10 protein-coding genes are annotated in these 12,273 nt (G+C 49.1%); 2 read left to right on the forward strand and 8 right to left on the reverse strand.

The features are described 5' to 3' along the window. From KO1_RS19625 to KO1_RS19645, 5 genes are all read right to left on the reverse strand, one after another. Nucleotides 1-684, reverse strand: coding sequence for a fimbria/pilus periplasmic chaperone (locus KO1_RS19625; RefSeq protein WP_004108372.1), 684 nt, complete (start codon nt 682-684; stop codon nt 1-3). Between the two features lie 84 nt (nt 685-768). Further along, on the reverse strand, nt 769-1,311 hold the full coding sequence (locus KO1_RS19630) for a fimbrial protein BcfA (RefSeq protein ID WP_004108376.1): 543 nt from the start codon (nt 1,309-1,311) through the stop codon (nt 769-771). A 417-nt stretch (nt 1,312-1,728) separates the two neighbouring features. Next, nucleotides 1,729-2,445: a winged helix-turn-helix transcriptional regulator gene (locus KO1_RS19635; RefSeq protein ID WP_017145027.1), complete on the reverse strand. Its 717-nt coding sequence runs from the start codon at nt 2,443-2,445 to the stop codon at nt 1,729-1,731. Nucleotides 2,446-2,756: 311 nt separating this feature from the next. After that, complete coding sequence (locus tag KO1_RS19640; RefSeq protein WP_024273706.1) at nt 2,757-5,816, reverse strand: hypothetical protein; 3,060 nt, start codon at nt 5,814-5,816, stop codon at nt 2,757-2,759. Between the two features lie 91 nt (nt 5,817-5,907). Next, nucleotides 5,908-8,022 (reverse strand): glycoside hydrolase family 18 protein, encoded by a 2,115-nt coding sequence (locus KO1_RS19645; RefSeq protein WP_024273705.1) that lies wholly within the window; start codon nt 8,020-8,022, stop codon nt 5,908-5,910. Nucleotides 8,023-8,411: 389 nt separating this feature from the next. Here KO1_RS19645 and KO1_RS19650 point away from each other — a divergent pair, with 389 nt between their 5' ends. Together KO1_RS19650 and KO1_RS19655 are read left to right on the forward strand one after the other, a co-directional pair. Then, nucleotides 8,412-8,855 (forward strand): winged helix-turn-helix domain-containing protein, encoded by a 444-nt coding sequence (locus KO1_RS19650; protein WP_004108388.1) that lies wholly within the window; start codon nt 8,412-8,414, stop codon nt 8,853-8,855. A gap of 16 nt (nt 8,856-8,871) precedes the next feature. Then, a complete protein-coding gene (locus KO1_RS19655; RefSeq protein ID WP_024273704.1) occupies nt 8,872-9,405 on the forward strand; it encodes a glycoside hydrolase family 108 protein in 534 nt (177 codons plus the stop codon). 76 nt (nt 9,406-9,481) lie between these two features. On the opposite strand, the gene KO1_RS19660 is transcribed toward KO1_RS19655, so the two are convergent. From KO1_RS19660 to dnaJ, 3 genes are all read right to left on the reverse strand, one after another. Continuing rightward, on the reverse strand, nt 9,482-9,829 hold the full coding sequence (locus tag KO1_RS19660) for a phage holin family protein (RefSeq protein ID WP_004108395.1): 348 nt from the start codon (nt 9,827-9,829) through the stop codon (nt 9,482-9,484). 124 nt (nt 9,830-9,953) lie between these two features. Beyond that, nucleotides 9,954-10,901, reverse strand: a complete 948-nt coding sequence (locus KO1_RS19665; protein ID WP_004110417.1) for a LysR family transcriptional regulator — start codon at nt 10,899-10,901, stop codon at nt 9,954-9,956. A gap of 167 nt (nt 10,902-11,068) precedes the next feature. Beyond that, nucleotides 11,069-12,202: a molecular chaperone DnaJ gene (dnaJ, locus tag KO1_RS19670; protein WP_004108399.1), complete on the reverse strand. Its 1,134-nt coding sequence runs from the start codon at nt 12,200-12,202 to the stop codon at nt 11,069-11,071. Nucleotides 12,203-12,273 lie beyond the last annotated feature (71 nt).

Below are 12,273 nucleotides of genomic sequence, written 5' to 3' on the forward strand. Positions count from 1 at the left end.
CTAAGATTGGCTCTGGCAGGTTTGTACAGGCGTGGTCGCACCAAAATCATTGACGGTCTGGAAGGTTACCCGGCTTTCGCTGCTCTGCAACGTCAGCTCGCTTTTTGGCGCGACCATGGCATTCGGCAGTTTTCGGCTTCCAGCATGTATTTCAACCAGAGAGACATAGTAGGGCGACGGATTGGTAACGATTAATCGACCGTTTTGGCTATGGCAGCGCAGCATCGCGGGCGCATTTGTGGAAGGAACGGACAAATCCGCAGGACGAATAAAAAGTTTAATGACGCTTTGGGTCGCAATTTGCAATGAATTATTCGCCAGCCTGGTTTTATCGACCGAGGGGATCGCTTTGCTATTGAGATAGAACACGCTTTCCCGGTCGGTGGGCAAAGACGGACCGATGTACATAATTCGCAGGGTGTTCTCTTTTTTCGGCTGAATCACGAACAGCGGCGGGGTAATAATAAAATCAGCGCTCCGGCTACCATCAGCATTGGCAACCCAGGACTGAATCAGGAAAACGTTGTTCTCCGAGGAGTTAATAACCGGCAGAGAGACCTGCTTGCTTCCCTGCGGATAGATAACGCGGGTTGATCCCAGAGCGATACCGCCCGCGTGCGCCTGGTTTATTATTCCAGCGATAGCCAGCAACAGCGATAGAAATTGAATTGTTCTTTTAAGCATTTTCTAAGTAAATAAACGATTTTGGGCGCAACACAAATAGCGTTTCCTCCGTGCAAGATGCACGGAGGAATACCTGAAAAGAAATCAGGAGTACACCATACTAAAGGTGGCGGTAGCAGAGACGTTACCGGCAACTACAGCGCCGGTGGCGATATAATCGACGCTCAGCGGAACCACGTTTTCACCATCAATTAACGTTACGGTGCCAGAAGTATCGCCAATATTGAGCGGCTGGCCGTCCGGACCATACAGCTGCAGAGCGACGTTGGTAGCCGCACCAGCACCTGCGGTGTTGGCAAGGGAGCCGGCCAGCGTACCGTCCTGCTGACCGTTAAAAATAACTGCGGCTTCCTGGCTTACCGTGGTATCGCAATCTTCCAGTTTGATCGAGAAATCTTCTTTTTGATTCGCAACCATGCCGGCGGCCGTTAATTTGCTGGCACGAACCTGGCTTAAGGTGACCGTTTGATCAACGGAGTCAGCAGAAACAGAACAGGCGGCATTAACAACCTGGCCAACAAAATTAACAGTGCCACCCGAAACGGTCGCCGTATCCGCAAAAGCGGAAGTCATCATGCCGCCTGCAGAAATAGCAGTCACCATCATGGCTAATAGATGCTTTTTCATATAATCCCTTTTAAATTTAATAAAAACCCAGTGTTATAGTTTGATAAATATCAGACATTGGTGGACAAGGGCTTTCGCTCAGGCCAGCCTGACGATCCCTGGCTTTATATGCTACAGGAAGACACTCACGTCATTAATATGAGATAACTTACTGACCAGTAATCGCCTCACTCAAATAAACACTCTGACATTAGTTAATTATTATAAAAGGTATAAACAGTTGCAATCATCACCTGCTGTTTTTATAGGACTACACATAACCTCATGTTTTAAAAGAACTATAGTCATGAGATACACCCTATGCCATCAGGACTATTGACTTTTTAATTAATACATGAACACACGAAAGACAACCGTTCGTAATACTTTTTAAAAGGTGTTTAATTGATGTAAAAAAACACCTTTTATGCAACATCGTTAATAGGCCGTCGGTAATTTCTTCATGTCTAATAAACGACCGCCATCGATACTAATATAACCCCCTTTCTTAAGTTCAGAGAGAAGTTTCATCGTACGGCTACGGGATATGCCCGTTCGTCTTTGAATAAAGTTAAGGACGTTAATGCTTTGTCGGTATTCGCTGGCATAAGCCCAAAGTTCGATTAATAATGCGCGCACCTTCAGATAAGAATCCACGCCAACCAGCTCCCGATCCCGTACGCTCATCACCATCAAACGATAGGCAAGTATTCGTGCGACATCGTGCCACAGATCGCACTCATCGACGGTCTTAATAAAGTCGGGCAAAGAAACCGCACGTCCGCTGCACTCGGTTTCGGCCACCAGAAAGTGCTCCGGTCGGGTCGGAACATCGTAGGTTACCCCATAGCTATCGACGAGTCCGACAATAGAGGGCGCAAATGTAGAACTCACATGAAGTCCACTGCCGCAGCGGCAAAATGAAAAAATCCCGGACTGCAGAAGGACTATTTTATTCTCACCGCCAGAATTAAGTAAAAACTCATCACCAGGATTTAAATTAAAAGGCTTACCAAAAGACCATAATGCAGAGAAGAGCGCATCAAGCGCTGCATGTGGTTTAGCCTGCTGGGAAAATAAATATGAGTGCAAGGTATTCTCATTATCGTTTTCAGCAATGTCAACTTTCATTTTTTCATTAAAAACCATAATCATAGGTCAACCCAACATATACTTAATGAAAGGTGTCTTCAATTAATTATAAATAAAACCACCTGGTAGTATATCTGTACCAAACCCGCACAAATACGCAATACTTAGCACGATGAGTAAATTCTTAATAAAAATATCAACAAGCTCAATTAAACCTCAAAACATAATATTAACAGGGAAATAAAATCACAAATGAAACTATTTCTCGGAAAATAAAAAACCTCATAAAAAATAGTGATTCAGAATATTAAACTCTCTGAATCACTATGAACAAGACGATTTTTCTTCACTAAACAGCAGGGAAAGAGGTGTTATTAACTAAAATATTTTGGCGCTGAGTAATATTCCACCATTTTTTCTGCCAGCCAACCGCCATCTTCACCGTTAGAGTGAATTGTCGTAATGCTTACCGTTGAGCCTCCGCCCCAAAGTACCGAGAAAACGTTATAATCAGGGAGATTTAACGCCTGCATCTGCCCCCAGTCGTAGCCATTATCCTGGCGTAAAAAGTCGCCGACTGTCGCTACGCCATAAGTCGCGCTATTCACCGTCGTATTTAACAGATCCGAAGCGATGGTATTGAGATCGCTGCCAATACGCGCATCGCCCATAAAGAAGCTTCCGCCCGACGCGTAGTGCGCGGCGGCAATTTTACTGTTGCCTTCGTCTACGGTTGGCATATGGCCCCCCGGGATTTGCCATAGCATAGCTGGTTTATGCAGGTCTTTAGCCGCTTGTTTTACCATCCCTAAATAATTAAACCAGCAGGTCGCGTTCCAGCCATAGTGCGCTAATGCATCCGGGCTAAAGCAATCGCGTTCAAATTTATCAAAGGCGATAAAATCTGGCGCATACTCACCGCTATACACTCCCAGCTCATTGATAAAGCTGGCTATCGCTGTCCCCTGGGCCACAGGATCGGCATTTGCTCTGAGTACCCAGTCTGCCGTTCCCGTCGCCCAGACGTTGGTCTGCCAGCCGAAGGCCACGTCCGGCGCAAACTGGCGCACAATATAGTTAATCGCCTGGACATAACCATAAAGATCGTTAGAAAACGTCGGCAACAGCGGCGCGCTGAATCCCGGAAGAGCAGGCAAAGCGTTAATCGCCGCCGCCAGCTGGACATTAACCTGTACGCTATTCGCTTTACGTACTGCGGTATAGCCGTACGGCTCCTGCTGTATCGCGCCAAGGAAATCCGGATTCAGCACAAAGGTGGCGGGAACGGCGTGCTGGTCGCCCTTCCAGGACTGCGCCGCAAGACACTGGGTGATGAAGTTACCAAAGTGGTTACGTAACCGCTGTCCGTCCTGAAGATCCGAGAGCGCGCTGCCGCCGCTGGCGTTAGCGGTATAAACCACCATGACCGGCATCACGGAGCGTCCCGCTTCTTTTTCAATCTCACGCACCAGCGGAACGGTTTTGTGAATCGGCAGCGAGTCATAATCAAGGAAGCCGTCACCGTTTTTATCCACTTCCGCCGCCGGTATCGGGTCGCCGCCGCCGTCAAAACCATCATATTTAAACAGGGCGCTAAAAGGGACGTCGCGATATAGCGATACGGTATCCGCGGCATTCACCGTCACCCCGCCGTGGGCAAGATAGTCCGGCCAGCCTTTAACCTGCAGTGGAACGCCCTGCACAAACTCGAGCGTAATGTGATTGACGCTTTTCAGCAGCCGCAGCGGCGCATCCTGTTCACAGCGCCACGGTGTACCGGCGACGTAAACATCGGGAGTCTCAACGCTATACTGTCCGGGAGCCAGATGCATCGCCAGCGTTTGCAGACGGGCATCGCTCTCCAGCATCACGGTATATTGATATTGCCCGCAGCAGAACCGATAGCGCTGAGGCGATACGCCCTCAGGTAAACCTAGTATCGTCACCTGAACTTCGACAAAATCATGACTATCAACCCCGGTCTGCTGGAAGCCGATGCTCACCTCTTTCACCTGGCCCTGCTCAGGGGTAAAAATCGTCGGTCGGGCGGGATGGCTAATCATCTGGTTATTGATTACCGTCGACTGTAAGCCAATCTCGTAGCAGTGACCGGCGATAAGCCGATCCACCAGCTGTATTTGGTTGACGGGCATCGTCAGGGTTCTTTCGCATACCCCAGATTCCGACCACAGCTCAACCACCATTTCCGCGCCGGCAAACTCAGGGGCATCGACGATAAGACGTACTGAAGCAAACTGTACCGGCGCCTGATACGCGACCTGACAGGTCTGGCAGTCAGATCCACCAGCCAGCTTCAGCCTGAACGTCGATTCAACGGGTACGATCTGCATATCATCATTACTCAGCTCCAGCACAGCGATCGTGTACTCACCTGCGCTAAGATCGCTGATGGTCAGCGTCTCTCCCCACTCGCCTGCAAAGCGTCGTGAAGTCGCATCCGGATAGTACAGGTCGATCGTCGGCTTCAGGGTGGTGTTTTGTTTTAACGAAGGGAACTGAATATTGATCTTGCCCTGACGGCCTGGGTCGTGCGCGAGGATTGCCGTTAAGCCGCTCATAGTGACCGGAGTTTGGGTAGCGGAAAGATAGAACTGCAGCTCAGCGCTTGCGCCTCCCTTTAGCCAGAATTGCCCATCATTATTTATCGTAATCGTGTTCTTTTCGATTGGCCAACCGCCGTCGCTGCCCAACGTTACGGGCTTGTTGCCGAGCAAAGATCCGCTGAACGCGCTGTAAGGATCGGGATGCGCGCTGGCGGTAAACTGCAGCTTAAGTTGGTTAAGATCGATAGCCTGGGCATAGAGGTTGGTCAGCGTCAGAGTCACCCGTTGATACCAGCTGGTCGTGCTCAGCGGGCTTGCGACAACAGTGATTCCCTCTCCTTCCACAACCGCATCATCGCCCTGCTCTTCAGGCTCAGGAGCCATCTCATCCGTACCCTCATCGTCAGGGATAATCTCTTCCGGTACAGGCGCGACATCATCAGTTTGATCATCGACGGGGGCTTCAGGTTCCGGCTGCCCCTCGTCCGCAGATTCATCAGCGCTATCATCTTGCGCAGATGAGGCCAGGGTTAAGCTAAAAGTTGAGATTTTGACCGGTACCTGAGTGGCGGCAAAGCTGAAGAATAACGTGCCGCTTTCACCGGGCTGCAGCAGCAGCGGTTGGCTGTTATTAATAATGATTTCATTGACGTCGAGGGCTCCCTGCGTTTTACCGCTTAAGGTGAGGGGCATATCCCCTTTAAGCGTACCGCCAAAATTGCCCCACGGATCCTGATGTCCGGACCCGGTAAAACCAATGGCCGCATGATTGATATCCACGGCGCTGTTATTTTCATTGGTGATGGTTAAGGTGATTTTTTGATACCAGCTGTTCACATCGATCTGGCTGTTTTTAATCGAGACCGTCATTGACAAAATTCCTCATTCCCTGGTGGAAAAAAGCCCCGGTAAACCGGGGCTTGCATTTTTTAGCCCACTATTTTTCGCTTAACGAAAAGGATCAGTAAGCACCAAGGTCAGTCCATGCCTGGCCCGCAGCGCAGTTCAGATCCGGCTGGTCGCCCTGAGACCACCATTTCACCTGGTAGTTATGGCCTTTCCAGCTGACGGTTTCAAAGGTACCCCAGTTGCCGCCATAAACGGTGCTGGCATCCCACAGCGGGTAAGGCGTCGTCGCGTCATCCGTGGAAGTGTCATCTTCCGCAGGAGTGGAGTCTTCTTCCGGTTCGACAGGCTCTACCGGAACCACGGTATCGTCCTCTTCCGGCTCAGGCTGCACCTGAGACGCCGACGGAACGGCAACCAGCACATAACGCTGCTGGGAAGAAGGCTCGCCCCAGGCATCACGAACGAACAGGGTGAACTGGAAGTTGGTGTTAACGGTCACTTCCGGAACGACGAACTCGATGACAGCACTGGTCTTGTCTGCCACGCTGATTTCAGAAGGAACACCCCAGCTCCAGGTAATCTCGTCTTTATCTTCATCAGAGGAACCTTCACCAGAGAGCTGTACGGTAGAACCGCCCACAACGCGCAGTTCAATGGCAGCCTTCGGCGCGTGGTTGATCGCCGGTTCAGGCTGAACGCTATCGTCATCCTGTTCATCTGCCGGGTCGACGTTGATGCCTTCGAAATAGAACGGTTCCATATCGATAACTTCAGAGGCCATTTCATAGCCCAGACCTTCACGCGCGGCGTTCACCAGCACGCCGTTGTCCTGGTCGATAGTCCAGGTGAACATTCCTCCGAGCCCCAACTTCGCGGCGTACTCGCCCTTAGCTTTAACAGAACGCGGCGTGTCCAGAGACATGAACAGTTTGCTTTCCGGGTTGTAGAGGTAATCCGCATTGGCCACCTGGTCGGTATAGACGTTGAAACCGTTGCGGCCTTTCTGGTTTTCCAGGTCCAGGTAGTTATAAATAACGTCATACCATTCGGTGGTACCGGATTCGAAGGTACCGGTGGTAGTACCGGTACCCGGGTTATAGGAGCCTTTCAGCGGAGACAGAGATTCCAGCTCAACGCTGCGGCCATTGCGGGTATAACCGGCATAGCCAATGTTAATGCGGTCTGCCGGGAAGCCTTCGGCCAGCAGATGGTCGACGATGGTATTGACCGCCCAGCCGCCTTCTTCCAGCGCGTTCAGGTTGGTGTGATGGGACAGGGTTTCCGCCCACGGCGTACCGAAGAAGTCATAGGTCATCACGTTGATGCCGTACAGACCGGCCTGCAGCAGCGCTTTCACGTTGGAGTAATCGAAGGTCTTCACTACCGCGGAGCTGGCAATGGAGATTTTGACGTTGCTCAGACCGGCTGAATCCAGCTGCTTACGCAGCTCGCCGATCAGCAGCGCATAGTTTTCGCCGTCTTCCGGGCCGTAAGGGTTGCCCGCGCCTTCCGCGTTCGGGTATTCCCAGTCGATATCCACTTCGCTGAACATCGGGAACTGTTTGAACAGTTTTACCACGCCTTTCGCGAAGGTTTTACGGGCGGAATCAGAAGCTGCGGTTTCGTGGAAGCCGTTACTCATGGTCCAGCCGCCGATGCTCATGGACAGCACCAGATCGTGACCCTGCTGCTTCGCTTTAGCCTGCAGATCGCGCAGGCCGCCGAGCAGACCTTTGGCATTCGCCTGAGTGACGGTTTTCGGATCGACGTCCCAGCCGCTGACGGAGTGGCCAACGTTAACGTAGGACTGGAAATCGCCCCACGGGTCGAGGAAGGTCGGCTCATATTTAACTTTTCCGCACTGCTCGGCGCCTTCGGCAACCACATCGCGGTACATCCCATCCACTTTATGGAAGCCGGTGACGCCGACGAAACCGACGATGATTTTGTCGTAAGCGGTAGGCGCAACGTTGGTCAGATCGTAACCGCGACCGCGGTTATCTTTCGAATCATCTCCCTGCAGGCGACCATCATACTGGGACCAGTCGGTGTAGTAGCCGAATACTTTGGGCTTAGCCGTGGAAGACTTGTACTGGTTATATACCGGCTTCGCGACGCGAGCAGAAGTATAGCTGTATGCGCTGACTTCTTTCGCTGGGTTAAAGCCGTCTGCGGCGTTGCTGGTTTCGGTCAGCGTATCGCCCTGAATCAGTTTGCTAGTAGCCATTATTAATTTCCTTTTAAGCTTGAAAAATTGTCGCAGTTCGTTCTGCCGGACCAATAATTCAATGCTTACGAGACAATGGCTAATCACATAACATCATGTTTTCAACATCTCATTCACGCTATTTTATGCGAGAAAAATGATGGCGGTAATTCTTAAATCATCAGCGGATATACGTATCTCAGCAAAATCATGGCGAAAACATCAGCAGCACATTAAATCTCATTTATCAGTGGGTTAAATATCATTTACTTTACATGAGATTATGTGATTAAGCTCTCATCATCAAATGACATTAGAATAATACGAATGACAAGTAATAGATTAAGCCAATTCTCGTACAATATATTGAACCCACGCAATCAGGATCTCTATATCTAAAGGACGACAACATGAAAACTTATCTCATCAATGATAATTGCGTTTACAACGAAGGAAAGTATGAGCTGAGAACCACCTCAAACTCACAGGTCATTAAAATGACGGCAATGAGGGCGAAGTGCCTGAGCTTCATCATCGAAAATGCAAATATGGATATTATTGAACGGCAAAAAATAACTTCAGAATTATGGGGAAGCCGTAGTCACTTTGTGAATGACGCAAATTTAACGCAAATACTCTACTTAATCAGAAGAGATCTGAAGTCCCTTGGGATAAATGACCTGTTTATCACCATCCCAAGACAGGGCATTCAGGTTAATAAAGAGATTCCTATTAAAGCCATGGAGAGCGAAAAGAAAGGAACAAAACGACAGGTGTTCAGAAAGACGCTGGCAGCATTAACCACCGTGTTTTCTGTCACCCTCGGCACGGTGATGTACCTGCACATTCATTAATTCAAGGAAATGAAAAATGAACCCGATTATTGATGGTATTTTAGTAATGGAAGGCGGCTATACCAACAATCCTAAAGATAAAGGTGGAGCCACCAACTGGGGGATCACTGAGGCAACGGCCCGAGCTCATGGTTATACAGGAGAGATGATCAACCTGACGCGAGCTGAAGCTTTTTCTATCCTCGAAGAGGATTACTGGATCAAACCCGGATTTGAGCAGATCTCAACTATATCCTGGCCCATTTCTTTCGAACTCTGCGATGCCGCAGTCAATATTGGCCCCCACTATCCTTGCGTCTGGCTACAGCGCTGGCTCAACGCGCTAAACCGGGAAGAAAAAAGTTACCAGGATATCAAAACCGATGGCAAGATTGGCCCTCGGACCCTCTCCGCTCTCAATCACTTTCTGACCTTAAGGGGCAAACAGGGTGAAGAAGTGCTGATAAAAGCGCTCAACTGCAGCCAGGGAGCCTACTATCTGGATATCACAGAAAAAAACAAAGGTAATGAAGAGTTTATTTATGGCTGGATGAAGGCCAGAATCACCTAAGATCATCGTGGCAATACAGCTAATAAAAGACTCAGGGACGAGACTTTTATTAGCATAAATATAGACTGGACATCACTTAATGAATTTTTGCATTTTCCAGAGCCTTTTTAATCTTCTCGCCAAGAATTTTCAAAATCGGCCCTGCAAATACCCCGCCAAGCCCCGCGGCGAGCAACACCATATTAAAACTAAGCTCTTTTTCAATCGCCACGGCGCTGAGCAAAAAACTAGTAAAACAGGAAACCACAACCTGGGTTAAACAGTGCATGATGCCCTTATGGGAATGATCATCACCTTCTTGCTTATCACGCCGGATAAGGTAGCTAACAAACCCGCCCCAGGCTCCGATAGCAATAATGGTGATAAAAATTTCGACTTCCAGCAAAACGACTTCCGTTGTCGCCAAATGATTTGGAATAGACATAGAACACTCCTTGATGAAGGCGTACAAAATGGTACCCAATAAGTGTAAAGAGGTTAGCTATTTACCAGTAATCAAAGAGCATCAAACCAAACCATATTAACTATATCGTTTGAAGTGATACTCCTCAGCGACGAAATGATGACAGAGTGTGTAACATGGAAACAATTTCATTTATCACTGATATATTTTTACTGTTTCTGTTCCATGATGCATAAATCTGTATAGATTTAAAAGTAAGTTCCGGTGGCGGTTGCACAAACTTAATATCATATTTACGCTGATTCTTATAGAATAGCGCCAACTTCAACGGCATTAAGGCTATGAATGAAGTACGTTCAATCATACTCATTAAGCCATTAAGGGAGTCGCTACGATAGCCAATAATACGTGAGCCTTTATAATAAAGATCATCTTTAAAAAGACCCTTATCATTAATAATCATCGGGGAGTGCATGCCCGGCTGATACATCGCATGACGGGAGGAATAGAAATGATGTAATGAAAGATGAGGTAAGGTGCTTAAGATATGATTACTGGCAAAAATGCAGACAAAGCTTTTGAAACTATCGATCAGCTGATTATCAATCCCGGGGACGTTCAACGGCTCGGTACCAATCAGAACATCACATTCTGCTGTAAGCAGTAGCTCCGTCATCATCTCACGAGAGAGATTTCTTGATGAATAATGGTTGAGTAATACCCGTTCAAAGATATCTCCGGCATAAAGCTGTGAGAGATAGTAAGCCTCAACGATATCACCGCCTAAAATAGTCAGCCGGGCATCACGACTCCCTTTATGCTCGGGAATAAAGGTACTATTTATCAGTTCCATAACCTGACGGAAATTTTGATGGATCTCGATCGCTTTAGCGGTGGGTAACAGGCCATCTTTACCACGGATAAACAACTCTTCCTGATAATAGCTCTGTAAACGGCGAAGCGCCAACGAGACCGCCGCCGGAGTGATACCAAGTTTTTTTGCTGCTTTGGCAGCATTTCCAGCTGAAATAACAGCGTCAAGGGTCTTGATTAAATTGTAATCAAAATCCTTGTTGGCACCTTTCGATCCCATCCGCTGTCAGCCTCTAAAAACGAAAAAAGCAATATAGATAATACTCAAAATAAATCAATTCTTAGCCCTTATAAATAATAGGTTAATTAAAAAGATAGGGGCTGCGGATAGAAAAAAGCCTGAGCGCGAAGGCCCAGGCTTAGTGGAAGACTGAAAATGAAATGCAATTAGCGGGTCAAATCATCGAAAAATTTCTTCACGCCATCGAAGAAACTTTTGGAGCGCGGGCTATTCTTTTCACCCGTTGGGCCACCAAAGCTTTCCTGCAGATCTTTCAGCAGCTGCTTTTGTTTATCGTTCAGACCAACCGGCGTTTCGACGACCACGCGGCACAGCAGATCGCCCTGCGCGCCGCCGCGAACGGACTTCACGCCTTTACCGCGCATCCGGAACAGCTTACCTGTCTGCGTCTCGCCCGGTATTTTAAGATTTACACGACCGTCCAGCGTCGGGACTTCGATTTCACCGCCGAGAGCAGCCATAGTGAAGTTGATCGGTACTTCACAGTACAGATTATTTCCTTCACGCTCGAAAATGGCGTGCTGCTTAACCTGAACCTGAACATACAGATCGCCTGCCGGTGCGCCATGCTCGCCGGCTTCACCTTCACCTGCCAGACGAATACGGTCGCCGGTATCAACGCCCGCCGGGATTTTAACCGACAGCGTTTTCGTTTTCTCGACGCGGCCATGACCGTGACATTTATTGCACGGATCTTTGATCAGCGTACCGCGTCCCTGACAGTGCGGACAGGTCTGCTGAACGGCGAAGAAGCCCTGGCGCATCTGAACCTGGCCTGCCCCGTGGCAGGTCGGACAGGTCTGCGGCTGGCTGCCCGCTTTGGCGCCGCTGCCGTGACAAACGTCGCACTCTTCCAGAGTCGGGATACGGATCTCTTTCGTTACACCGCGAACGGCTTCTTCGAGCGTAAGATCCATGTTATAGCGCAGGTCTGAACCGCGCGATGCGCGCTGACGACCACGTCCGCCGCCGAAAATATCGCCGAAAACATCGCCAAAGATATCGCTGAAATCCGCGCCGCCGCCAAAACCGCCGCCGCCCCCCATACCGCCCTGCTCAAACGCAGCATGGCCGTACTGATCGTAAGCTGCACGCTTCTGGGCATCAGTCAGGATTTCATACGCTTCTTTGATTTCTTTAAACTTTGATTCTGCCTCTTTATCGCCCTGGTTGCGGTCCGGGTGATACTTCATGGCCAGGCGCTTGTACGCCTTTTTGATTTCACGCTCTTCCGCTGTTTTGGAAACGCCTAAAATCTCGTAATAGTCTTGCTTTGCCATTGGTGTTTTTCAGCCCCTTAACATGCGTGCACGGGCGGAGAGGAAACCTCTTCGCCCGTGCCAGTGTTTTA

It is taken from the genome of Klebsiella oxytoca NBRC 105695, from assembly GCF_001598695.1.
Taxonomy (GTDB): Bacteria; Pseudomonadota; Gammaproteobacteria; order Enterobacterales; family Enterobacteriaceae; genus Klebsiella; species Klebsiella oxytoca.